Source organism: Massilia sp. YIM B02443 (assembly GCF_030411955.1).
Lineage (GTDB): Bacteria > Pseudomonadota > Gammaproteobacteria > Burkholderiales > Burkholderiaceae_D > Telluria.
In genome coordinates this window covers 175,653-198,092 of the sequence record NZ_JASNRA010000006.1, presented here as the reverse complement: position 1 = coordinate 198,092, position 22,440 = coordinate 175,653, and the positions used below count along the sequence as shown (strand labels likewise).

Annotated in this window: 20 protein-coding genes; 2 read left to right on the top strand and 18 right to left on the bottom strand. The window is 62.6% G+C overall.

Annotated elements, in window-relative coordinates; translation table 11 throughout:
- Positions 1-63 precede the first annotated feature (63 nt).
- The 16 genes from QPK27_RS08950 to QPK27_RS08875 all read right to left on the bottom strand — a co-directional run bounded on the left by QPK27_RS08950 (position 64) and on the right by QPK27_RS08875 (position 15,228).
- Positions 64-1,443 (bottom strand): serine hydrolase, encoded by a 1,380-nt coding sequence (locus QPK27_RS08950; RefSeq protein WP_290417870.1) that lies wholly within the window; start codon positions 1,441-1,443, stop codon positions 64-66.
- Positions 1,444-1,616: 173 nt separating this feature from the next.
- Complete coding sequence (locus QPK27_RS08945) at positions 1,617-2,039, bottom strand: F0F1 ATP synthase subunit epsilon (protein WP_290417869.1); 423 nt, start codon at positions 2,037-2,039, stop codon at positions 1,617-1,619.
- Between the two features lie 24 nt (positions 2,040-2,063).
- A complete protein-coding gene (gene atpD, locus QPK27_RS08940; RefSeq protein WP_290417868.1) occupies positions 2,064-3,467 on the bottom strand; it encodes a F0F1 ATP synthase subunit beta in 1,404 nt (467 codons plus the stop codon).
- A gap of 44 nt (positions 3,468-3,511) precedes the next feature.
- Positions 3,512-4,387 carry a F0F1 ATP synthase subunit gamma gene (gene atpG, locus QPK27_RS08935; RefSeq protein WP_290417867.1) on the bottom strand — a complete coding sequence of 292 codons (876 nt, stop codon included), beginning with the start codon at positions 4,385-4,387 and terminating at the stop codon, positions 3,512-3,514.
- A 56-nt stretch (positions 4,388-4,443) separates the two neighbouring features.
- Positions 4,444-5,985: a F0F1 ATP synthase subunit alpha gene (gene atpA, locus QPK27_RS08930; protein ID WP_290417866.1), complete on the bottom strand. Its 1,542-nt coding sequence runs from the start codon at positions 5,983-5,985 to the stop codon at positions 4,444-4,446.
- Positions 5,986-6,065: 80 nt separating this feature from the next.
- Entirely contained in the window at positions 6,066-6,599 is a 534-nt protein-coding gene (locus QPK27_RS08925) for a F0F1 ATP synthase subunit delta (RefSeq protein ID WP_290417865.1), read from the bottom strand.
- 2 nt (positions 6,600-6,601) lie between these two features.
- A complete protein-coding gene (locus tag QPK27_RS08920) occupies positions 6,602-7,072 on the bottom strand; it encodes a F0F1 ATP synthase subunit B (protein WP_290417864.1) in 471 nt (156 codons plus the stop codon).
- 71 nt (positions 7,073-7,143) lie between these two features.
- The gene (gene atpE, locus QPK27_RS08915; RefSeq protein WP_056340707.1) at positions 7,144-7,383 is read right to left on the bottom strand and encodes a F0F1 ATP synthase subunit C; all 240 of its coding nucleotides are present in this window, start codon (positions 7,381-7,383) and stop codon (positions 7,144-7,146) included.
- A gap of 87 nt (positions 7,384-7,470) precedes the next feature.
- Positions 7,471-8,307 carry a F0F1 ATP synthase subunit A gene (atpB, locus tag QPK27_RS08910; protein ID WP_290417862.1) on the bottom strand — a complete coding sequence of 279 codons (837 nt, stop codon included), beginning with the start codon at positions 8,305-8,307 and terminating at the stop codon, positions 7,471-7,473.
- 3 nt (positions 8,308-8,310) lie between these two features.
- Positions 8,311-8,649 carry an ATP synthase subunit I gene (locus QPK27_RS08905; RefSeq protein ID WP_290417861.1) on the bottom strand — a complete coding sequence of 113 codons (339 nt, stop codon included), beginning with the start codon at positions 8,647-8,649 and terminating at the stop codon, positions 8,311-8,313.
- 293 nt (positions 8,650-8,942) lie between these two features.
- Positions 8,943-9,821 carry a ParB/RepB/Spo0J family partition protein gene (locus QPK27_RS08900; protein ID WP_290417860.1) on the bottom strand — a complete coding sequence of 293 codons (879 nt, stop codon included), beginning with the start codon at positions 9,819-9,821 and terminating at the stop codon, positions 8,943-8,945.
- 20 nt (positions 9,822-9,841) lie between these two features.
- Positions 9,842-10,612 carry a ParA family protein gene (locus QPK27_RS08895; RefSeq protein ID WP_290417859.1) on the bottom strand — a complete coding sequence of 257 codons (771 nt, stop codon included), beginning with the start codon at positions 10,610-10,612 and terminating at the stop codon, positions 9,842-9,844.
- A 115-nt stretch (positions 10,613-10,727) separates the two neighbouring features.
- Positions 10,728-11,405 carry a 16S rRNA (guanine(527)-N(7))-methyltransferase RsmG gene (gene rsmG, locus QPK27_RS08890; RefSeq protein ID WP_290417858.1) on the bottom strand — a complete coding sequence of 226 codons (678 nt, stop codon included), beginning with the start codon at positions 11,403-11,405 and terminating at the stop codon, positions 10,728-10,730.
- Positions 11,402-13,333, bottom strand: a complete 1,932-nt coding sequence (gene mnmG, locus QPK27_RS08885) for a tRNA uridine-5-carboxymethylaminomethyl(34) synthesis enzyme MnmG (RefSeq protein ID WP_290417857.1) — start codon at positions 13,331-13,333, stop codon at positions 11,402-11,404. Before mnmG ends, rsmG begins: the two co-directional genes overlap by 4 nt.
- A 201-nt stretch (positions 13,334-13,534) precedes the next feature.
- Positions 13,535-14,302, bottom strand: a complete 768-nt coding sequence (locus tag QPK27_RS08880; RefSeq protein WP_290417856.1) for a TSUP family transporter — start codon at positions 14,300-14,302, stop codon at positions 13,535-13,537.
- A gap of 98 nt (positions 14,303-14,400) precedes the next feature.
- Positions 14,401-15,228, bottom strand: a complete 828-nt coding sequence (locus tag QPK27_RS08875; RefSeq protein WP_290417855.1) for an alpha/beta fold hydrolase — start codon at positions 15,226-15,228, stop codon at positions 14,401-14,403.
- 207 nt (positions 15,229-15,435) lie between these two features.
- Here QPK27_RS08875 and QPK27_RS08870 point away from each other — a divergent pair, with 207 nt between their 5' ends.
- Both QPK27_RS08870 and QPK27_RS08865 read left to right on the top strand, forming a co-directional pair.
- Positions 15,436-15,660 carry a hypothetical protein gene (locus QPK27_RS08870; protein ID WP_290417854.1) on the top strand — a complete coding sequence of 75 codons (225 nt, stop codon included), beginning with the start codon at positions 15,436-15,438 and terminating at the stop codon, positions 15,658-15,660.
- Between the two features lie 1,084 nt (positions 15,661-16,744).
- Positions 16,745-17,539, top strand: coding sequence for a 5'-methylthioadenosine/adenosylhomocysteine nucleosidase (locus QPK27_RS08865; protein ID WP_290417923.1), 795 nt, complete (start codon positions 16,745-16,747; stop codon positions 17,537-17,539).
- Here QPK27_RS08865 and ald read toward each other — a convergent pair.
- Positions 17,509-18,624 carry an alanine dehydrogenase gene (gene ald, locus QPK27_RS08860; protein WP_290417853.1) on the bottom strand — a complete coding sequence of 372 codons (1,116 nt, stop codon included), beginning with the start codon at positions 18,622-18,624 and terminating at the stop codon, positions 17,509-17,511. The two genes, QPK27_RS08865 and ald, sit on opposite strands and share 31 nt — an antisense overlap.
- A 138-nt stretch (positions 18,625-18,762) precedes the next feature.
- A complete protein-coding gene (gene putA, locus QPK27_RS08855) occupies positions 18,763-22,410 on the bottom strand; it encodes a trifunctional transcriptional regulator/proline dehydrogenase/L-glutamate gamma-semialdehyde dehydrogenase (RefSeq protein WP_290417852.1) in 3,648 nt (1,215 codons plus the stop codon).
- Positions 22,411-22,440: the final 30 nt, after the last annotated feature.

Sequence of the window (22,440 nt, the reverse complement as noted above, 5' to 3'; positions counted from 1 at the left end):
CCCGCGCAGGCGGCAAACCAGGTTCACTCAGCCGTAAGTCAGCGCTCGCTGCATCCGCATGGCTCACGGCAAGCGCGCGCTGCGCCGCACCGAATCATCCTGCGTCATGGTCATGTGCGTCACCTTGCCGCCCGCATCGCGCTCGAATTCGAACTGCGCCAGCGATCCCGGAATGAAGAACCCATTCGGCGCGAACGCCTTCAGCGGATGCGCCCTGCCCTGCCCGCGCTGCATCACCAGCACCCCGTCGCGCACGGTGAAGCTGCGCTTGTCGTTCGAATCGGTCTCATAGTCGCCCACGAACGCTTGCAGCGCCCTGGCGTCCAGCGTGATCGCCTTGTGCTCGGCGAACGGCTTGCCGATCGCCAGCGCCGCCGCCTTCTTGGCCAGCACCTCCGGATCGGGACCGCCGCTGTCGGCATTGGCCAGCACCGCCACGAACACCTTCTGCTGCGGCAGGCGCAGCGCATAGGTGCTGAAGCCATTGATGCCGCCGCCATGGTCGATCACGGGAACGCCCTGCAAGGTGCCGACGTGCCAGCCGTAGCCGTAATCGGTCGACTTCTGCGGCGTGAGCATGTAGGGCTTGAAGGCCATCTTCCAGCTCGCGGGCGTGAGCAGGCGGCCGGCGCCGATCGCGGCGTCCCAGCGCGCCAGGTCGTCGACGGTCGACACCAGCGAACCGGCAGCGTACGGCTGCGTCATGCTCAGTTTTTTGGCAGGGACAAAGCCTTGCTCTTCCTTGCTGTAGCCGGCCGCGCGCGGGGCCCGCGAGCGCTCGTGGCCTTCGAATGCGGTGTCCTTCATCCCCAGCGGCGTGAAGATGCGCCGCTCCAGGAACTGGGCGTAAGTGAGCCCCGACACCTTCTCGATGATCGCGCCGAGCAGGAAGTAGCCGCTGTTGTTGTAGCGGTACTGCGTGCCCGGCTCGAACTCGAGCGGATCGTTCTTGAAGCCGTCGATCATCTGGGCCACGCTGAAGTCGGTGGCCATGTTGGCGCCATAGGATGGCTTGCCGGTGAAACTGACGATGCCGGACGTGTGCGTCAGCAGGTGCTCGATCGTGACGGTCTTGCCGCCCAGCGGATAGTCGGGAAAGAAGCGCGTGATCGGGTCGTTCAGGGCCAGCTTGCCTTCGTCGGCCAGCAGCAGGATCGCCGCCGCCGTGAACTGCTTGGTGATCGAGCCCAGGCGCAGCACGGTGCCGGGCGTGAGCGGCCTGTTCGCGGCCAGGTCGGCGGCGCCGTAGGCCTTGCGCAGGATGGTCTTGCCGTTCTTGACCACGATGACCGTGGCGCCCGGCTGGTGCGGCTTGTACTGCGGCTTGAACAGCGCATCGATCTGCGCCGCCAGCGGCTGCGCGGCGGCGGGATGCGACAGGAAGAGAACGGCAACGGCGACGGCGCAGCGCTTGAACATGATCGGCCAACTTTCTGTATGCATTGTGATCTTGTTACTGTAACTCTGCCGTATGGACAGCGCGAGCAGATTTCGACGAGCGGCACGGCAGGCCGACAGACGGTGTTTTCGGCGCCCCGGAAGCGTGCCCACAGGCGCTGCAGATGAAAAAAAAGGCAGCCCGCAGGCTGCCCCTTTGTTTGCCGAGCTTGTACAGCTCAACGGCCTTTCGAACGCAGCTTCTGGATCGCCGCCAGCTGCGCGATCGCCGCGGCCATTTCGGCCTGGGCTTTCGCGTAGTCGATCTTCGAATCCTTGTTCAGCATCAGTTCTTCGGCTTGCTTCTTGGCGGCCGTCGCTTTCGCTTCGTCCAGGTCGCCACCGCGGATCGCGGTGTCGGCCAGCACGGTGACGCCGTTCGGCTGCACTTCCAGGATACCGCCGGCCACGAAGACGAACTCTTCGCCGCCGTTGACGGTCTGGATGCGCACCGCACCCGGGCGGATGCGCGTGATCAGCGGGGTGTGGCGTGGGTAGATACCCAGCTCACCCGTTTCACCCGGCAGCGCGACGAATTCGGCCTGGCCGGAGAAGATCTGCTCTTCGGCCGAGACCACGTCCACTTGAAATGTAGTTGCCATGTGTGTCCTTTAGAAGACGCCGACTTAGGCAGCCAGTTTCTTGGCTTTCTCGATGGCTTCTTCGATCGTGCCGACCATGTAGAACGCTTGTTCCGGCAGGTGGTCCAGTTCGCCCGATGCGATCATCTTGAAGCCCTTGATCGTGTCTTTCAGCGAAACGTACTTGCCCGGTGCGCCGGTGAAGACTTCGGCGACGTGGAACGGCTGCGACAGGAAACGCTGCATCTTGCGAGCGCGTGCGACGACCAGCTTGTCTTCCGGCGCCAGTTCGTCCATGCCCAGAATCGCGATGATGTCGCGCAGTTCCTTGTAGCGCTGCAGGGTGTTCTGCACGGCGCGCGCGGTGGCGTAGTGCTCTTCGCCGACGACCAGCGGATCCAGCTGGCGCGAGGTCGAATCGAGCGGGTCGACCGCAGGGTAGATACCCAGCGAAGCGATGTCACGCGACAGAACGACGGTCGAGTCCAGGTGGGCGAAGGTGGTGGCTGGCGACGGGTCGGTCAAGTCATCCGCAGGGACGTACACGGCCTGGATCGAGGTGATCGAACCGGTCTTGGTCGAGGTGATGCGCTCTTGCAGGCGGCCCATCTCTTCGGCCAGGGTCGGCTGGTAGCCCACCGCCGACGGCATACGGCCCAGCAGTGCCGAGACTTCGGTACCGGCCAGGGTGTAGCGGTAGATGTTGTCGACGAAGAACAGAACGTCCTTGCCTTCGTCACGGAACGCTTCCGCCATGGTCAGACCGGTCAGCGCGACGCGCAGACGGTTGCCTGGTGGTTCGTTCATCTGACCGTAGACCATCGCCACTTTCGAGTTGGCCGGGTTTTCCAGGTCGACGACCTTGGCATCGGCCATTTCGTGGTAGAAGTCGTTACCTTCACGGGTACGCTCGCCCACGCCGGCGAACACGGACAGACCCGAGTGTGCCTTGGCGATGTTGTTGATCAGTTCCATCATGTTGACGGTCTTGCCGACGCCGGCACCGCCGAACAGGCCGACTTTACCGCCCTTGGCGAACGGGCACACCAGGTCGATGACCTTGATGCCGGTTTCCAGCAGGTCGGTCGATGGCGACAGTTCGTCGTACGCAGGCGCGTCACGGTGGATCGAGGCCATGCGTTCATGGCTGACCGGACCGCATTCGTCGATCGGGTTGCCCAGCACGTCCATGATGCGGCCCAGGGTCGGGGTGCCGACCGGGACCATGATTGGACGGCCGGTGTTCTGGATGACCATGCCGCGACGCATGCCGTCCGAGCTGCCCAGAGCAATGGTGCGGACCACGCCGTCGCCCAGCTGTTGCTGGACTTCCAGGGTCAGGTCCGAGCCTTCCATTTTCAGTGCGTCGTACACTTTCGGCATGGCGTTACGTGGGAATTCCACGTCAACCACGGCGCCGATACACTGAACGATTTTGCCTTCAGCCATGTTCGTTCCTTCAGATATATAGTTAGATTCTTTTACTTGATCGTTTAAACGGCTGCTGCGCCGGAAACGATCTCGGAGAGTTCTTTGGTAATCGCAGCCTGGCGGGTCTTGTTGTAGACCAGCTTAAGGTCGCTGATGACGCTGCCGGCGTTATCGCTCGCGGCCTTCATTGCGACCATGCGTGCCGATTGCTCGGACGCCAGGTTTTCGGCAACTGCCTGGTACACCAGCGCTTCCACGTAACGCACCAGCAGCTCGTCGATGACGACTTGCGCTTCCGGTTCGTAGATGTAGTCCCAGCTGGTGGCGCCTGCATCGGCTTTCAGCGTGGCGGCTGGCAGCGGGAGCAGTTGCTCGACCATCGGTTCCTGTTTCATCGTGTTGATGAACTTGGTGTAGCACAGGTAGACGGCGTCCAGCTTGCCTTCCTGGTACGCGTCCAGCATCACTTTCACCGGGCCGATCAGTTTTTCCAGGTGCGGCGCATCGCCCAGCTGGGTCACTTGCGACACCAGCTTCATGCCGACGCGGTTCAGGAAGCCCAGGCCCTTGTTGCCAATCGCAACTGCCTCGACGCGGTTGCCCGCCAGTTCCTGCTCACGCGCTTTCTGCGTTACCTGACGCAGGATGTTGGTGTTCATGCCGCCGCACAGACCTTTGTCGGTCGTGACGACGATGAAGCCCACAGCCTTTGCCTGCACGTGCTTGGCTTGCGCCATGAACGCGTGCGTGTACTCCGGGTTTGCAGTGGCCAGATTGGCGGTGATGTTACGAACCTTGTCACTATAGGGACGGGCGGCGCGCATGCGATCCTGCGCCTTGCGCATTTTCGATGCGGCGACCATTTCCATCGCCTTGGTGATCTTCTTCGTATTCTCTACGCTCTTGATCTTGCCACGAATCTCTTTGCCTGCTGCCATGAGTCCTTACTCCTTGCGCGCACCGGCGTCGTGCTCACACGACGCCGGCTTGACGATTAATATGCGCCGGATTTCTTGAAGTCAGCAACGGCGGCCGCGAGAGCTGCTTCGCTGTCCTTGTCCAGTTGCTTGGTGTCGTCGATCTTCTGCATCAGCGCAGCGTGACCCGACTTCAGGAAAGCGTGCAGGCCATGTTCGAACGGCAGCACTTTCTTGACTTCGATATCGTCCAGGTAGCCCTTGTTGACGGCGAACAGCGACGCGGCCATTGCCGAGGTCGACAGCGGCGAGAACTGCGGCTGCTTCAGCAATTCGGTGACGCGCGCGCCACGGTCCAGCTGCTTGCGGGTCGACTCGTCCAGGTCCGATGCGAACTGCGCGAACGCAGCCAGTTCACGGTACTGCGCCAGGTCGGTACGGATACCGCCCGACAGGCCCTTGATGACCTTGGTCTGGGCGGCGCCACCGACGCGCGACACCGAGATACCGGCGTTGATCGCAGGACGGATACCGGCGTTGAACAGCGAGGTCTCCAGGAAGATCTGGCCGTCGGTAATCGAAATCACGTTGGTCGGCACGAATGCCGAGACGTCGCCAGCCTGGGTTTCGATGATCGGCAGTGCGGTCAGCGAACCGGTCTTGCCGGTGACGGCGCCGTTGGTGAACTTCTCGACGTAGTCGGCGTTGACGCGCGCTGCGCGTTCCAGCAGACGGCTGTGCAGGTAGAACACGTCGCCTGGGTAGGCTTCGCGGCCTGGTGGGCGGCGCAGCAGCAGCGAAATCTGGCGGTAAGCAACGGCTTGCTTCGACAGGTCGTCGTACACGATCAGCGCGTCTTCGCCGCGGTCGCGGAAGTATTCGCCCATCGCGCAGCCCGAGTAGGCCGAGATGTATTGCATTGCTGCCGATTCCGACGCCGATGCGGCGACGACGATCGTGTATTCCATCGCGCCGTGCTGTTCCAGCGAACGCACGATGTTCTTGATGGTCGAAGCCTTCTGGCCGATCGCGACGTACACGCAGGTGACGCCTTGACCCTTCTGGTTGATGATCGCGTCGACAGCAACAGCCGATTTACCGGTCTGGCGGTCGCCAATGATCAGCTCACGCTGGCCACGGCCGATCGGCACCATCGCGTCGATCGACTTGATGCCGGTCTGCATAGGCTGCGACACCGACTCACGGGCGATGACGCCCGGCGCGATCTTTTCGATCGGCGCGGTCAGGGTGGTGGCAATCGGGCCCTTGCCGTCGATAGGCTGGCCCAGCGCGTTGACGACGCGGCCACGCAGTTCCGGACCGATCGGCACTTCCAGGATGCGGCCGGTGGTCTTGACGGTGTCGCCTTCCGAGATGTGCTCGTAAGCACCCAGGATCACGGCGCCGACCGAGTCGCGCTCGAGGTTCATCGCCAGACCGAAGGTGTTGCCAGGGAATTCCAGCATCTCGCCCTGCATCACGTCCGACAGACCGTGGATGCGGCAGATACCGTCGGCGACCGAGATCACGGTGCCTTGGTTGCGGACGTCGGCCGAACCTTCCAGGCCCTGGATCCGGCTCTTGATCAGCTCGCTGATTTCAGATGGGTTAAGTTGCATGCTTGCTAACTCCAATTATAGTTTCTTGATGCGTAGGGCAAGGGCGGGAACGCCGGCTTGCGAGTGCGATGCGGCTCAGGTTACGACGCCAGCGCAACATGCATCTGTTGCAGCTTGGCGCGCACCGAGGTATCGAGCACTTCGTCACCAACGACCACGCGCACACCACCGATCAGCGAAGGATCCACTGTTACCGTTGGGTTCAGCTTGCGGCCAAATTTCTTTTCCAGCGTGGCGACCAGGCTTGCGACCTGTTCGCTCGAGATCTCGAACGCGCTGTAGATCGCGGCGTCGGCAGCGCCTTCGCTCGCGTTCTTGAGGACGGCGAACTGGGCGCCGATCTCGGGCAGCAGGTTGATGCGGCCGTTCTCGGCCAGCATCGCGATGAAGTTCTTCGCTTCAGCGTTCAGCGGAGCCTTGACCAGCGACGCAATCGTGTCCGCCAGTTGTGCGTGCTTGACGTTCGGATTGCTGGCGAAGGCCTGCACATCGGGAATGGCGCCGATCTGGCCCAGTTCCGACGCAATGGCCGACCACGCGTTCATGTCGCCGGTTTGGGCGACACGGAACAGCGCTTCGGCGTAAGGGCGGGCGACGGTTGCGAGTTCTGCCATGATCAGAGCTCGGTCGACAGTTTCGACAGCAGGTCGGCGTGGGCCGCTGCGTTCACTTCACGCTTCAGGATCTGCTCGGCGCCGGCAACCGCGAGGGTCGCGACCTGGCCACGCAGTTCTTCGCGCGCGCGCGTCACTTGCTGTTCGGCGTCGGCCTTGGCAGCGGCAACGATGCGCGCGCCTTCTTCGGCGGCGGTGCGCTTGGCTTCTTCGATGATCGCAGCAGCGCGCTTTTCGGCGTCGTTGATGCGCTTCTGGACTTCGTCACGGGCGCCGGCCAGTTCGGTCTGCACACGCTTTTCGGCGGCGGCCAGGTCGGCCTTGCCACGGTCGGCAGCTGCCAGACCACTTGCAATCTTCGCGGCGCGCTCGTCGAGCGCCTTCATCAGCGGCGGCCACACGAATTTCATCGTGAACAGCGCCAGGATGAAGAACACACCGAACTGCACAAACAACGTTGCGTTGATGTTCACGGTAAATTCCTTCTCACAAAAACGGATGCCGAACCAGGAAGGTTCGGCGCTTCAGATCAAACGTTGCTTGATTAGCTGAATGGACGTGCGAACACGAACAGCATGGCGATACCGACGCCGATCAGGAATGCCGCGTCGATCAGACCAGCCAGCAGGAACATCTTGGTCTGCAGGGTGTTCATCAGTTCTGGCTGACGTGCCGAAGCTTCCAGGTATTTACCGCCCATGATGGCGATACCGATGCAAGCACCGATGGCGCCCAGGCCGATGATCAAACCGCAAGCCAGTGCAACGAAAGAAAGGTCAGTCATGTGAAACTCCAAAAGTTAAATTAAAAACTAGATTAAAAACTACAACTTCTTTACAACCACTATCTTGTTCGATGCTTGCGGCGCCGATCAGTGGCCTTCATGGGCCTGACCGATATACACCAGCGTCAGCATCATGAAAATGAATGCCTGCAGGAACACGATCAGGATGTGGAAGATCGCCCAGATCGAACCCGCGATGATGTGACCAACCACACCGAAGACGGTGGCCATGGAGCCGAGCAGAGCAATCAAGAGGAACAGCAGCTCACCGGCGTACATGTTGCCGAACAGTCGCATACCGAGCGACACGGTTTTTGCTGCGTATTCGATGATGTTCAACAGCAGGTTGAACGGCGCCATCCAGATGCCGAACGGAGCTGCGAACAGTTCGTGGATCCAGCCGCCCAGGCCCTTGATCTTGACGCTGTAGTACAGCATCAGGGCCAGCACGCCGAGGGAAATGCCCAGGGTGCCGTTCAGGTCGGCGGTCGGGACCACGCGGTGGTAAGGAATCGCTTCGCCCAGGCCAACGGCGTTGAAGAACGACGAGAACATGTCGACCGGCAGGAAGTCCAGCGAGTTCATCAGGGCGACCCAGACGAACACGGTCAGTGCGGCCGGGGCGATGAAGCTGCGGTCGCCGTGCACGATCGACTTCGACTGGTCTTCGACCATCTCGACCAGCAGCTCGACGGCAGCCTGGAAGCGGCCCGGCACGCCCGAGGTGGCCTTACGGGCGGCCATCCACATGAACAGGGAACCGACCACGCCCATCGCGATCGACCAGAAGATGGTATCGTAGTTGAAGACGCTGAAGTCCACCACGAAGTCCTGGTGCTTGTTCGACAGGTGGCCGAGGTGGTGAGTGATGTACTCGGACGGGGTCGGGGCGTGCGCTGCGCCGTGTTCGATTGGGGTCGCCATGTGTCAGTGCCTAAATAATAAGATGATGTAACTCTTCAGCGCCACGATGAACCCGGCGAGTAGCGCCAGCCAGTTCAGATCGTGGTACAGCTTGGCGGTGACGAACAAAAGCGCCACCGTCAGAATAATCTTTACAAATTCCCAGATGAAGAATGCGGCAGGACTCGCCCCGCCCGCCTTGTGGGCGTTGGCAAACAGGCGAACTGCCATGATGCTGTTGGGCACTACACAACACAAACCGCCCAGTATTGCCGAAAACATCGCAGCCCAGCCCCCCAGAAGTGCGGCGATGGCGCCAGCGACGACTGTTGCGAGTAACTGCAGGGAAACGATACGCAGCATGTTTTTTTAGGTCTGGCCAGCGTATTTTGGGCGTACTACGATGTGGTAATTACATGAATCGCCGGAATTATAAGTGGTTATACGGACGTGAGTCAAACGATTCCCAACTTATAACTGTGCCGTAAAGATGACGGAAATGTGACACGTTATGGTCTGAATCAGTAATATTTTCAGTTACTTAAGCTGTGTTGCCGCGTTGCGGCGGAGTTGACAATCAGTGCCGGAGTAAGTACGCGCTGACCGGGTCTGACATGGCAGGCTACCGCCGGCAATCGGGTAGCCTGCCTGATTCGCTAGGCGCGCAGGCGCGCCAGCACGCCGTCGAGGATGTCGAGGTCGGCGAAGTCGATGATCAATTGGCCTTTGCCCTTGGCGCCCATCTTGAACATGACCGGGGTGGCCAGGTGGTCGGACAGTTCTTCTTCGAGGCGCACGATGTCGCCCGCCTTGTCCCTGGCGCGCGCCGGCGCGGCCGGGGCATTCTGCTCTTCGATCGCGCGCGCCACCAGCTTTTCGGTCTCGCGCACCGACAGGCGCTTGGCGACGACGTGGGTGGCCAGCGTGATCTGGTTCGCGCTGTCCACCGCCAGCAAGGCGCGGGCGTGGCCCATGTCGATGTCGCCCGCCATCAGCATGGTCTGTACCGGCTGCGCCAGGTTAATCAGGCGCAGCAGGTTCGACACGGCGCTGCGCGAGCGGCCGACCGCGTGCGCCGCCTGTTCGTGGGTGAAATTGAAATCCGAGATCAACCTTTGGATACCCTGTGCTTCTTCCAGCGGGTTCAGGTCTTCACGCTGGATGTTCTCGATCAGTGCCATCGCGGCCGCGGCCTGGTCGTCGACTTCGCGCACCAAGACTGGAATCTCTTCCAGCCCGGCCATCTGCGCGGCGCGGAAGCGCCGTTCGCCGGCGATGATCTCGTACGGCACCGGGCCGTTGCTTCCCAGCGGACGCACCAGCACCGGCTGCATGATGCCCTGGGTCTTGATCGAGGCGGCCAGCTCGGACAGGCTGGTTTCGTCCATGCGCGTGCGCGGCTGGTACTTGCCGGCCTGGATCTGGTCGACCTTCAGGGTCGACGGCAGTTGCGCGCTGGCTGCTTCCGGTGCGCTGTCGCCGCCGAGCAGAGCGTCGAGGCCGCGGCCGAGTCCTTTCAGTTTTTTGGTTGCCATGTTCTTTGTTCTCCTGGCGATTACATTGTCTTGATGCGTTCGACCATCTCGGCGCCGAAGGCGATGTACGCCTGCGCCCCTTTCGACGACGGATCGAAGGTCACGCCGGGGATGCCGTAGGACGGCGCTTCGGCCAGGCGCACGTTGCGCGGGATGATGGTGCGGAACACCTTGTCGCCGAAGTGCTGCTCGAGCTGGCCCGACACCTGCTGCGACAGCGTCATGCGCGGATCGAACATCACGCGCAGCAGGCCGATGATCTTGAGGTCGGTGTTCAGGTTGGCGTGCACCTTCTTGATGGTGTTGACCAGGTCGGACAATCCTTCCAGCGCGTAGTACTCGCACTGCATCGGGATGATCACGCCGTGCGCCGCGCACAGGCCGTTCAGGGTCAAGAGCGACAGCGCCGGCGGGCAGTCGACCAGAATGAAGTCGTACTCGGCGTCGACCGCGGCCAGCGCCTCCTTCAGGCGCCGCTCGCGGTTCTCGAGCGACACCATCTCGACCTCGGCGCCGGCCAGCTCGCGATTCGCGGGCAGCACGTCGAAGCGCCCTGCTTCCGAGCGCACCCGCGCCTCAGGCACGCTCGCCTCGCCCAGCAGCACCTGGTAGATCGAGCTTTCCAGCGACGCCTTGTTGATGCCGGCGCCCATGGTGGCATTGCCCTGCGGGTCGAGGTCGACCAGCAGCACGCGCTGGTTCAGTTTCGACAGGCCCGCCGACAGGTTGACGGTGGTGGTGGTCTTGCCGACTCCACCCTTCTGGTTCGCAACGCAAAAAATCTTCGCCATCTATTCTTATCCGTGGACTAAGGTGTTATACCGTTCATACCGTACGAACCATATGAACGATTCATACTATATAAACGATATAAACTGTTTATACGGTTAATACCATTAATACTGTTTAACCGTTCGCATCGGGATTGCGTTCGCTGACGTTGCGCTCGATGTGAACCAGGTGGCGTTCGGCTCCCAGCCTTGGCACCTGCAGCGGCTCCAGGCTGCTCACCCGCCATTCCTGCGGCACCCGCTCGCGCTCTTCGCTCGGCGCCGTGCCTTTCAGGGCGATGAACTTGCCGCCCTCGGCCAGCAGGTGTCCGGACCAGTTGACGAAATCCGACAGGTCGGCGAAAGCACGCGAGGTGATGACGTCGAATTTGTCGCGCACCGTCAGGTCCTGCACCTTCATCGTGTACACGGTCACGTTGGCCAGGCCCAGTTCCGCCTTCACCTGGGTGAGGAAGGCGGTTTTCTTGTGCACGGTGTCGATCATCGACACTTTCATGTCCGGGCGGCAGATCGCCAGCACGATCCCCGGCAGGCCGCCGCCGGCGCCCACGTCCAGCACGTTCTGCGCCGTAGCAAAGGCCGGCACCGCCGCCAGCGAATCAAGCAGGTGGTGGGTCACCATCTGCATCGGGTCGCGCAACGAGGTCAGGTTGTACACGCTGTTCCACTTATGCATCAGCTGCAGGTAGGCCATCAGCTTGTCCTGCTGCTGGGCGTCGATGCCGAGTTTCATCTCGTCGATGCCGTCTCTCAGCACCTGTGCCAGTTGTTCGCGGTTGAAGGCGTACTTCATTCAGCTGCCTCCACCGGTGCGCTGGTAAATCCCTTGGCGCCACGCTTTTTCAGGTGCACCAGCAACAGCGAGATCGCCGCCGGAGTGACGCCCGAGATGCGCGAAGCCTGGCCCAGGGTTTCCGGACGCTGCTTGTCCAGTTTCTGGCGCACTTCGATCGACAGTGCGACGATCTCCAGATAGTTGAGGTTTTCGGGCAGCTTCAGGTTTTCGTAGTGGTCGTGGCGTTCGACTTCGCGCGCCTGGCGGTCGATGTAGCCCGAATACTTCAGCTGGATCTCGACCTGCTCCTTCACTGCCGGATCGTCGACGCCGGGCCCGCCCAGCGGCTGGCCTTCCATGCCCTGCATGCTGACCAGGGTGTCGTAAGTCACGCCCGGGCGGCGCAGCAGGTCGGCCAGGTTGTATTCGCGTTCGATCGCCTGCCCCACCACGCGCTCGGATTCAGTGGCGGCCAGGATGCGCGGGTTGACCCAGGTCGAGCGCAGGCGTTCGAGCTCGCGCGCCACCGATTCGCGCTTGGTCTCGAACGCGGCCCACTGGGCGTCGCCGATCAATCCCAACTTGCGCCCGGTCTCGGTCAGGCGCATGTCGGCATTGTCTTCGCGCAGCGACAGGCGGTACTCGGCGCGGCTGGTGAACATGCGGTACGGTTCGGCCACACCCTGCGTGGTCAGGTCGTCGACCAGCACGCCCAGGTAGGCTTCCGAGCGCCCCGGAGTCCAGGCTTCTTCGCCTTTGGTTTGCAGCGCGGCGTTCAGGCCGGCGAGCAGGCCCTGGGCTGCGGCTTCTTCGTAGCCGGTGGTGCCGTTGATCTGGCCGGCGAAGAACAGCCCCTTGATCGCCTTGGTCTCGAGCGACGCCTTCAGGCCGCGCGGGTCGAAGTAGTCATATTCGATGGCGTAGCCGGGCCGCAGGATGAAGGCGTTCTCGAGGCCGCGCATCGAGCGCACCAGGTCCAACTGGACGTCGAACGGCAGGCTGGTCGAGATCCCGTTCGGGTAGAACTCGTTGGTAGTCAAGCCTTCCGGCTCGAGGAAGATCTGGTGCGATTCTTTCGAGGCGAAGCGATGGATCTTGTCTTCGATCGACGGGCAGTAGCGCGGGCCGACACCTTCGATCACGCCGGTATACATCGGGCTGCGGTCCAGGCCCGAACGGATGATGTCGTGCGTTTTCTCGTTGGTGTGCGTGACCCAGCACGGCACCTGGCGCGGGTGCATGGCGGTGGTGCCCATGTATGAAAACACCGGAACGGGATCGAGGTCGCCCGGCTGTTCGGTGAGTACCGAGAAGTCGATGCTGCGGCCGTCGATGCGCGGCGGCGTGCCGGTCTTCAGGCGGCCCTGCGGCAGCTTGAGTTCCTTCAGGCGCGCGGACAGCGAGGTCGCGGGTGGATCGCCGGCGCGGCCGCCGGAGTAGTTCTGCAGGCCGACGTGAATCTTCCCGTCGAGGAAAGTACCGGCGGTGAGCACCACGGCGCGGGCGCGGAACTTGAGGCCGACCTGGGTCACGGCGCCGACCACGCGGTCGCCCTCCACCATCAGGTCGTCCACCGCCTGCTGGAACAGCCACAGGTTCGGCTGGTTTTCGATGCGCGAGCGGATCGCCGCCTTGTACAGCACGCGGTCGGCCTGGGCGCGGGTGGCGCGCACGGCCGGTCCCTTGGACGAGTTCAGGATGCGGAACTGGATGCCGGACTCGTCCGTAGCAATGGCCATGGCGCCGCCGAGGGCGTCGACTTCCTTGACCAGGTGGCCCTTGCCGATGCCGCCGATCGACGGATTGCAGGACATGGCGCCCAGGGTTTCGATGTTGTGGGTCAGCAGCAGGGTCTTCTGACCGGTGCGTGCGGACGCGAGCGCGGCTTCAGTACCGGCATGGCCGCCGCCGACGACGATGACGTCGAATTCAGTTGGAAATAGCATGATGGGGAATGGTGCGAGGAGGCTAAGCGGGGATTATAGATTCTTTTTTCTTGCAGGACTCGGCATGGGGCGGAAAACGACAGATTTTGTTTCACGTGGAACAGTGCTCATCGGTATGCCGTGTTCATGTTTCACGTGGAACAGCAACAAAAAAGCCGGGCGAACCCGGCATTAATGTTTCACGTGGAACAGGCTAAATGATCAGCCTAATTTTGTGAAGGCATCGTATGCCGTCTTTACGATCAGCGCAGTCACGACGAACAGGAACAATTTTCGAACAAAGCCGCTACCGTGCTTGAGCGCGAGCTTGGTGCCGACCAGTGAGCCGACGATCTGGCATCCGGCCATCAGCAGGCCGAGCTGCCACAGCAAGTGTCCGCTGTAACCGAACCACAGCAGCGCAGAAAAGTTGCAGGCGACATTGACGATCTTGGCCGCCGCCGACGCGCTCAGGAAATCGAAGCCGAAAAAGCGTACGAACAGGAAGATCAGGAAGCTGCCGGTACCGGGGCCGAAAAAGCCATCGTAGAAACCGATCGCGGCGCCGATCGCGATCGCCCAATAACGTTCGGCCATCCCGCTGTGCAGTGGCGCATGGACCGAACCCAGGTCTTTTTTCATGAAGGTGTACACCGCCACTGCGACCAGGATGAATGGCAGCAGCGCGCGCACGAAATCCGGCGGCACCCGCGTCACGGTCCAGGCGCCGACGAAGGACAAGGCAAACGCCGCCATCGCTGCGGGCGCCGCGGTACTCCATGCGACCCGGACACGGCGCGCGTAATTCACGGCCGCCGAACCGGTGCCAAAAATAGCAGCGAATTTATTGGTGCCGAGAATGGTGGCCGGCGCCTCTTTTGGCAGCAGCGAGAACATGGCGGGGATCTGGATCAGGCCGCCACCGCCGACAACGGCATCGACCAGGCCGGCAGCGAACGCGGCGCCGCCAAGCCACACAACGTCAATCATGGTGAAACTTTCAGGAAGAGCAGAAGCAAGATTTTACGGCAAGCCGGCCGTACCGACGCAGCACCGTCAAGCCGATGCCGCTGAAAATCCGGGCGCCCTTACCCGTTCCCGTCGGTAAGGAAATCGACCAGCAAAGCATTCAGGCGCGCGGTTGCCGACAGCTGCATCCAATGGTCGGCGCCATTCAACTGTTCGAAACGAAAACCCGCGCGGCAGTGCCTGGCCGAATCGGCCATCTGCTTTTCGCCGAGTGCAGGATCGCCGTCGCTCCATACGCCCATCACCGGAATCCCGACCGGCTTCCAGCGGCGCGGCGCGGTCGTCTTGAAATTTGCACGGTAGTAATCGAGTGCGGCGGTGAGCCGTCCTGGCGGCTCGAGCGGGACGCGCCAGATTTCCTGCTGTTCGCGGTCCCCGATCATTTGCCGCAACAGAAACCAGTCATTGGCGCGCAGCAGCTGTTCCGCCAGGACCGGGGTCCGGAAAACCAGCACGTACCAGAAGCGCAGATACTGGGCGATGCCGGCGCCGGCGATCGCCGCGGGGTGTCCGGTGGACAGGGCGACATAGCGCTCGAACCGGTCCGGCGCATGCATGGCCAGATGCCAGCCGATCAGTCCGCCCCAGTCATGACCAACCAGCGACGCTTTCTCGATCCCGAGCGCATCCATCAAACGCAAGACATCGTCAGCCAGGAAATTGATTGAATACGCCGCCGTCGCGGATGGAACGTCGGTCTGGCCGTAACCGCGCAAATCAGGCGCGATGACCTGCAGTCCGGCTGCCGCCAGGGCGGGAATCTGGTGACGCCAGATCGCGTGGGTGTCGGGGAAACCATGCAACAGCAGCACGGGCCGCCCTGCCCCACTGCTGGTGAAATGCATGTTCAGTCCATTGACTCGGGCGAAACGCGATTCGACAAGCATTGCGGATCCTTCACGGCAGCGTTGGATTTCGCTTACCGATCAGGACGCGGAACGCCTGCCGCTAAACGAGTTCATCATTCCAACCATACCATGTCGGGATTTCTGCCCGCATTCGCTAAGTCGCAGCACCAGCCAGGCGCCGGACATATTCCGGTGACGCAGGTATTTCGGACCCTCCCCGCCGCCGCACTTCGTCGAGCAAGACCCATGAAAACACGTATGGGCGGAACGGAATTTCCGCTGAGCCGTGATTCGATGGGGCAGAGCTTACCAGATCGTAAACGCCTGTCCAGACCCCATCTGTGGATAAGCTATTTGATATCCACAGGTATCGTTTGTGCAGAACTCAGCCTTTTTGCACAGGCAAAAATGTTGTCCAGATTTACCAATGTCGGCAAGCGGCAGAAATTCACTGGTTTATCCCGACTGTAAATAGTTGATTCTGTGGCGCTAAGTCGGGTTTTCCACAAGAACGTGCGGGTGTTAACTATTACCACCAACAGAGTAAACAGATGCTGGTTATAAACATGAGAAGCCTACGAAAAAAAATTTCCCGTTCGTTGCTACTTCGCACCGTGGCTATCGGAAACCTGTTCTCCAAGCCGGCACTGCCGTCAGTTCCGCAACCCGATCCTGGTCTCCAGCACACGGCACGAATGCCCGCGTCGGTCTGTGGAGAACCCGATGAATATCCACAGGACTGAATGTGCAGAAGAACCCTGTTTGCACTGCACCGCAATTTCTATCCAACTTTCCTACAACGCAAAAACAGAGGTTTTCCAGCTGGTTAACGCGACCGTAAACCACTGATGTTGTGGAAAAAACGCCGCTTATCCACAATCGGATACGCGTTTACTATCACTATCAATTTGTATACAAGCTATTAGCTACAACAACAAAACAATTCGCCGCTGCCGAGGCCCTGATCCATGCTTCCAGCCAAGCACACAAAAAAGCGGCAGCCAGAAAAACGGCAAGCCGGATCAGCAATCGCTAAAGCAAACAGGTTCCCAACACATCTTCCTGGACAGCATGGACCGCAATCCGGATGACCGATGACGCGCTGAATGCAAAACCAATGTGGAAAAGCCGCTGAATATCCACAGGAGCAGATGTGCAGAACATGCTGTTTGCCGGCAAGGCGGATTTTTATCCAAGATCCATCACGCGCAGACGCAAGGCTTTTCAGCCAGGTAAACCAGCGCGTAAATCGTTGATACTGTGGAGTAAACGTCGTTTATCCACAGAAGAATGCGCGTTTACTATCACTACCAACTTTGTATACATACTTTTTAAGTAAACAAGCAAAGCCAGGTCAGCAAAAAAGCGCGAGCGACATCGCTCTGCCGAGCCGACCCAGGACCGATAGTCACCCCGTATCCCATGTTTACCCTTGGTAGTTGTCAGACATCCGAACAACTCATATTTGCAAAAACAGTTGTGTACAAGCTGCGCCTTATGCACACTCCCTGCCAACAGAAGGATTGGCATGCACATCAAAGAACATCACCAAAACATGCGTCTAGGAATCATCAGTGCATTGCACGAAGAACAGGCAGGGCTCGTGGAAGCCATGGAAAGGCCCTCCAGGCTCATCCACGGCATGCGCGAGTACTTTCTCGGACAGCTGTGGGAAATCGACGCTGTGTGCGTTTTATCGCGAATTGGCAAGGTTGCCGCTGCCATGACCGCGACCACGCTTGTGGAGAAGTTCGGAGTTACCCACATCCTGTTTACCGGCGTGGCCGGTGCGGGAGACAACACCGTCCGGGTTGGCGACATCGTGATCGCCGAATCGCTGGTGCAGCACGACATGGACGCCAGCCCCCTGTTCCCCCGTTTCGAGGTGCCGCTGATCGGCCGCTCGCACTTCCAGCCAAACCTGGAGCTGTCGATGCGCCTGCTGGGTGCTGCCCACGATTTCCTGGAACTGGACTTCCCGGAGGCGATCAGAAACGAGGACCGGCACGACTTCGGGCTCGAGCAGCCGCGCGTGCACCGCGGACTGATCGCCAGCGGCGACCAGTTCGTCAACGACCGCCAGCGCCTGCAAGCGCTGAACGGCGCCCTGCCCGGGCTGGTGGCGGTGGAAATGGAAGGCGCCGCGGTGGCGCAGGTGTGTCATGAGCTGGACGTGCCGTTCGCCGTGATCCGCGCGATCTCGGACAACGCCAATGAAAACGCGGCCCACGACTTCATGCGCTTCGTGAAGTCGGTGGCCGCGCAGTACGCGTTTTACATCACCCGGCGCCTGTGCCGGGACCTGCAACAATCGCCGCCTCAGCCCAGGACCGAGTCGGCCGACACATAGTCGTAACCCAGCGCCTGCGCCACCGCCTCGAAAGTGACCTTGCCCTCGCAGACGTTGAGCCCATGGCGCAGGTGGAGATCGTCCGCCAGCGCCCGGCGCCAGCCTTTGTTCGCCAGCGTCACGGCGTGGCCGATGGTGGCGTTGTTGAGAGCGAAGGTCGAGGTGCGGGCCACCGCACCCGGCATATTGGCCACGCAGTAGTGGATCACGCCATCGACCACGAAGGTCGGATCGGCATGGGTGGTGGGATGCGAGGTCTCGAAGCAGCCGCCCTGGTCGATCGCGACGTCGACGACCACCGACCCCTTCTTCATGCGGCCGACCATGGCGTGCGTGACCAGCTTCGGCGCCGCGGCGCCCGGCACCAGCACGCCGCCGACCACCAGGTCCGCCGACAGCACCGCTTCCTCCAGCGCATGGGCATTCGAATACAGGGTGGCGATGCGGTTGCCGTAGACCAGGTCCAGCTGGCGCAGGCGGTCGACGTTCTTGTCCAGCACCGTGACGCGCGCACCGCTGCCGACCGCCATCTGCAGCGCATTGGTGCCGACCACGCCTGCGCCGATGATGACCACGTGGCCGGCCGCCACGCCCGGCACGCCGCCCAGCAGCAGGCCCATGCCGCCTTTCGACTTTTCCAGGTGGCTGGCGCCGGCCTGGATCGACATGCGGCCTGCGACCTCGCTCATGGGCGCCAGGAGCGGCAAGCCGCCGCCAGGGCCGGTGATGGTCTCGTAGGCGATGCAGACGGCGCCAGAGGCCACCAGGGCGGCCGTTTGCTCGGGGTCGGGGGCGAGGTGCAGGTAGGTGTAGAGAATCTGGCCAGGGCGCAGCATGGCGCATTCCGCGGCTTGCGGTTCCTTGACCTTGACGATCATGTCGGCTCGCGCGAAGACTTCCTGGGCGCTGTCGGCGATGGATGCGCCGGCTGTCGTGTACTGGCTGTCGTCCAGGCCGATCTCGGCGCCGGCGTTGTGCTGGACAATGACGTGGTGGCCGCGTGCGACCAGTTCGTGGACCGATGCCGGCGTGAGGCCGACCCGGTATTCGTGGTTCTTGATTTCCTTTGGAACGCCTACAAGCATGTCTGCCTCCGTTGGGTTGTCTCTTGCTGGTTCTCCTGCTGGCTTTCGTTGGTGCGGTGATGGTGTCGGACGCGTGGACGGCGGAGCCGTCCACCCTACGCAATGCGGTGGTGGCGCGTCAGGCCACCACCACGATTCTTACAGGCCCAGCGTCATCAGGCTTGCGTTGCCGCCAGCGGCGGTGGTGTTGACGCAGACGGCGCGTTCGGCCACCAGGCGCCACAGGTCCACCGGCGCGGTCGGTTCGGTGTCGACGATGCCGATGATGGCGCCGCTGCGCGCCGCCAGCTGGGTGCGCAGCGAGCCGGCCAGGCCCGATTCGATCAGCGCGATCTCGAACGTGCCGGCATCGACTTCCGATTTGCCGATGAAGCGCACGCGCTCCTTTACCGCTGCCGGCAGGTCGGCCGGAATCATCTCCGGCGCCGGCGCCAGCACCAGCGCGCGGTTGCCGGTGGCCAGCGTCGCCGCCACCTGGTTCAGCAGGCCGGCCGGGGTGCCCGGCGCGCACAGCACGGTGCCGCGCGGCGTGAACGACAGGCGGTTGCTTTCGCCGGTCGGGCCGGGCAGGTCCATCGACACGCCGTTCAGCGAGGTACGGGCATAGCCTTCGGCCAGCGCCGCCACCGGCTGCTGGCCGTGGGTGCGCAGCCAGCCGAGCAAGGCTTCCAGCGCCGCTTCCGGCTGGCGCACGTGCTGCATCAGGGGCGCGGCGCCGCGTTGCAGGCGCTTCAGGTAGAGCGGGCCGCCGGCCTTCGGACCGGTGCCCGATTTTCCTTCGCCGCCGAACGGCTGCACGCCCACCACCGCGCCGACGATGTTGCGGTTGACGTAGATGTTGCCGACGTGTGCGCGGTTGACGATGAAGTCGATGGTCTCGTCGATGCGCGAGTGCACGCCCAGGGTCAGGCCGTAGCCGGTGGCGTTGATCGCATCGATCACCTGCGGCAGGTCGGCGCGACGATAGCGCACGATGTGCAGCACCGGGCCGAACACCTCTTGCTTGAGTTCCGCCAGCGAGGCGATTTCGAGCACGGTCGGCGGCACGAAGGTGCCGTAGTCGGTCACCGTCGACGGCAGCTCGAGCGCGAAGTGGCTGCGCGCGGTGGCGCGGGTGCGCTCGATGTGGGCCAGCAGGTTGCGCTGGGCTTCCGCATCGATCACCGGGCCGATGTCGGTCGCCAGGCGGTCCGGGCTGCCGACGCGCAGTTCCTGCATCGCGCCCTTGAGCATCTTGATGGTTTTATCCGCGATGTCTTCCTGCAGGAACAGCACGCGCAGCGCCGAGCAGCGCTGGCCGGCGCTGTCGAAGGCGGAACTGAGCACGTCCTGCACCACCTGCTCCGGCAGTGCCGACGAGTCGACGATCAGCGCGTTCTGGCCGCCGGTTTCGGCCACCAGCGGAATGTCGATGCCCTCTTGTTCCGCGCGCTTGGCCAGGGTGCGGTTGATCAGCTGCGCCACTTCGGTGGAGCCGGTGAAGATCACGCCCTTGATGCGGCTGTCGGCCGTCAGCGCGGCGCCCACCACTTCGCCGCGGCCCGGCAGCAGCTGCAGCGCGGCGCGCGGGGTGCCGGCTTCGATAAACAGTTCCACCGCGCGGCAGGCGATCAGCGGGGTTTGTTCCGCCGGCTTGGCCAGCACCACGTTGCCGGCGGCCAGCGCCGCCGCTACCTGGCCGGTGAAGATCGCCAGCGGGAAGTTCCAGGGGCTGATGCAGCTGACCGGACCGAGTGCTTCGGCACTGCCCGATGCACGTACCTGCACCGCGTAGTAGCGCAGGAAGTCGACTGCTTCGCGCAGTTCGGCGATCGCGTTCGGCAGCGATTTGCCGGCTTCGCGCACGGCCAGGGCCATCAGCTCGACGCCGTTCTGTTCAAAGAGGTCGCCGGTGCGTTCCAGGATCGCGGCGCGCTCGCTGGCGCTGGTGGCGGCCCATTCGGCGGCGAAGGCGCTGGCGCTGGCCAGCGCGGTTTCCACGTCCGCACGCGACGCTTCGCTCACCTGCCCCACGATATCGCTTGACACCGCCGGGTTGATCACATTGGCCGGGGCGCCCGCTTCGACGTTGCCGGCGATGAGCGGCGCCGCCAGGTGCTGGCGCTGCTGCGCCAGGCCGTCGGCCAGCGCGCACAGGATGTCTTCGTTGACCAGGTCCATGCCGGCCGAGTTCTTGCGCTCGTCGCCGAACATGCCCAGCGGCAGGGCGATCGCCGGATGCGGCTTGCCGCCGCTGGCGCGCGCCACCTCGAACGGGTCGGTGATCAGGGTGTCGATCGCCACGCTCTCATCCACGATCTGGTTCACGAACGAGGAGTTGGCGCCGTTTTCCAGCAGGCGGCGCACCAGGTAGGCCAGCAGGGTTTCGTGCGAACCGACCGGCGCATAGATGCGGCAGGCCTTGTCCAGGTTCTTGGCGCCGACCACCTGGTCGTACAGGGTCTCGCCCATGCCGTGCAGGCACTGGAACTCGTAGTTGTGGATGTTCTGGGCCTGGGCCCAGGTATAGATCACCGACAGGCTGTGCGCGTTGTGGGTGGCGAACTGCGGGTACAGGATGTCGCTGGCGCTGAGCAGCTTGCGCGCGCAGGTCAGGTACGACACGTCGGTGTACACCTTGCGCGTGTAGACCGGATAGCCCGGCATGCCCTCGACCTGGGCGCGCTTGATCTCGGCGTCCCAATAGGCGCCCTTCACCAGGCGCACCATGAATTTGCGGCCGCTCCTCTTGGCCAGGTCGACCAGGTAGTCGATCACGAACGGGCAGCGCTTCTGGTACGCCTGCACCACCAGGCCGATGCCTTCGAAGCCGGCCAATTCCGGATCGAACGCCAGTGCTTCCAGCATGTCGAGCGAGATCTCGAGGCGGTCGGCTTCTTCGGCGTCGATGTTGATGCCGATGTTGTAGCTCTTGGCCAGCAGGACCAGGCTGCGCACGCGCGGCAGCAGCTCGCCCATCACGCGCGCATATTGCGCGCGGCTGTAGCGCGGGTGCAGCGCCGACAGCTTGATCGAGATGCCGGGGCCGTCCTTGATGCCGCGGCCGTTCGAAGCCTTGCCGATCGCGTGGATGGCCTGCTCGTACGAGGCGTAGTAGTTCTTCGCATCCTGCTCGGTCAGCGCCGCTTCGCCCAGCATGTCGTACGAGTAGCGGTAGCCGCGGGTTTCGTTGTCGCGGCTGTTCTTCAGCGCCTCGTCGATGGTCTGGCCGGTGACGAACTGGTTGCCCAGCATGCGCATCGCCAGGTCGACGCCCTTGCGGATCAGCGGTTCGCCGCCCTTGGCGATCATGCGCGTCAGCGCCGCACCGAGTCCGCGTTCGCTCGTCGGCGAGACCAGCTTGCCCGTCACCAGGAGACCCCAGGTGGCGGCGTTCACGAACAGCGACGGCGATTCGCCCAGGTGCTTGCGCCAGTCGCCCTTGCTGATCTTGTCGGCGATCAGGCGGTCGGCGGTCTCGCTGTCCGGGATGCGCAGCAGCGCTTCGGCCAGACACATCAACGCCACGCCTTCTTCCGACGACAGCGAGAATTCGTGCATCAGCGCGTCCACGCCCGAGGCGCGGGTGCGCTTTTCGCGCACTGCCGAGACCAGACGGCGTGCCAGCGCCTGCGCATCCGCGCCGGGCGTGGCGCCCTGGGCCAGCAGCCATTGCACGGCCTCGGTTTCATCGCGGCGGTAGGCGGCGGTAATGGCGGCGCGCAGGGGTGTTTGCTCGCGTTTGACTTCAGCGTGGAGGGCGTCGAACGGGACGAAGGTGGAGGCCGGGGAAGCAGCGATCTGCATGGCGAGACTCTAAAGAAAAAAGGACAACGA

Coding starts and splice junctions, on each gene's coding strand:
- atpD (WP_290417868.1), bottom strand. CDS start 3,467: ATGGCTGAAGGCAAAATCGTTCAGTGTATCGGCGCCGTGGTTGACGTG.
- putA (WP_290417852.1), bottom strand. CDS start 22,410: ATGCAGATCGCTGCTTCCCCGGCCTCCACCTTCGTCCCGTTCGACGCC.
- QPK27_RS08865 (WP_290417923.1), top strand. CDS start 16,745: ATGCGTCTAGGAATCATCAGTGCATTGCACGAAGAACAGGCAGGGCTC.
- mnmG (WP_290417857.1), bottom strand. CDS start 13,333: ATGCTATTTCCAACTGAATTCGACGTCATCGTCGTCGGCGGCGGCCAT.
- atpG (WP_290417867.1), bottom strand. CDS start 4,387: ATGGCAGCAGGCAAAGAGATTCGTGGCAAGATCAAGAGCGTAGAGAAT.
- QPK27_RS08900 (WP_290417860.1), bottom strand. CDS start 9,821: ATGGCAACCAAAAAACTGAAAGGACTCGGCCGCGGCCTCGACGCTCTG.
- QPK27_RS08875 (WP_290417855.1), bottom strand. CDS start 15,228: ATGCTTGTCGAATCGCGTTTCGCCCGAGTCAATGGACTGAACATGCAT.
- QPK27_RS08880 (WP_290417856.1), bottom strand. CDS start 14,302: ATGATTGACGTTGTGTGGCTTGGCGGCGCCGCGTTCGCTGCCGGCCTG.
- ald (WP_290417853.1), bottom strand. CDS start 18,624: ATGCTTGTAGGCGTTCCAAAGGAAATCAAGAACCACGAATACCGGGTC.
- QPK27_RS08925 (WP_290417865.1), bottom strand. CDS start 6,599: ATGGCAGAACTCGCAACCGTCGCCCGCCCTTACGCCGAAGCGCTGTTC.
- QPK27_RS08905 (WP_290417861.1), bottom strand. CDS start 8,649: ATGCTGCGTATCGTTTCCCTGCAGTTACTCGCAACAGTCGTCGCTGGC.
- QPK27_RS08950 (WP_290417870.1), bottom strand. CDS start 1,443: ATGCATACAGAAAGTTGGCCGATCATGTTCAAGCGCTGCGCCGTCGCC.
- atpE (WP_056340707.1), bottom strand. CDS start 7,383: ATGACTGACCTTTCTTTCGTTGCACTGGCTTGCGGTTTGATCATCGGC.
- QPK27_RS08895 (WP_290417859.1), bottom strand. CDS start 10,612: ATGGCGAAGATTTTTTGCGTTGCGAACCAGAAGGGTGGAGTCGGCAAG.
- QPK27_RS08945 (WP_290417869.1), bottom strand. CDS start 2,039: ATGGCAACTACATTTCAAGTGGACGTGGTCTCGGCCGAAGAGCAGATC.
- rsmG (WP_290417858.1), bottom strand. CDS start 11,405: ATGAAGTACGCCTTCAACCGCGAACAACTGGCACAGGTGCTGAGAGAC.
- atpA (WP_290417866.1), bottom strand. CDS start 5,985: ATGCAACTTAACCCATCTGAAATCAGCGAGCTGATCAAGAGCCGGATC.
- QPK27_RS08870 (WP_290417854.1), top strand. CDS start 15,436: ATGAAAACACGTATGGGCGGAACGGAATTTCCGCTGAGCCGTGATTCG.
- atpB (WP_290417862.1), bottom strand. CDS start 8,307: ATGGCGACCCCAATCGAACACGGCGCAGCGCACGCCCCGACCCCGTCC.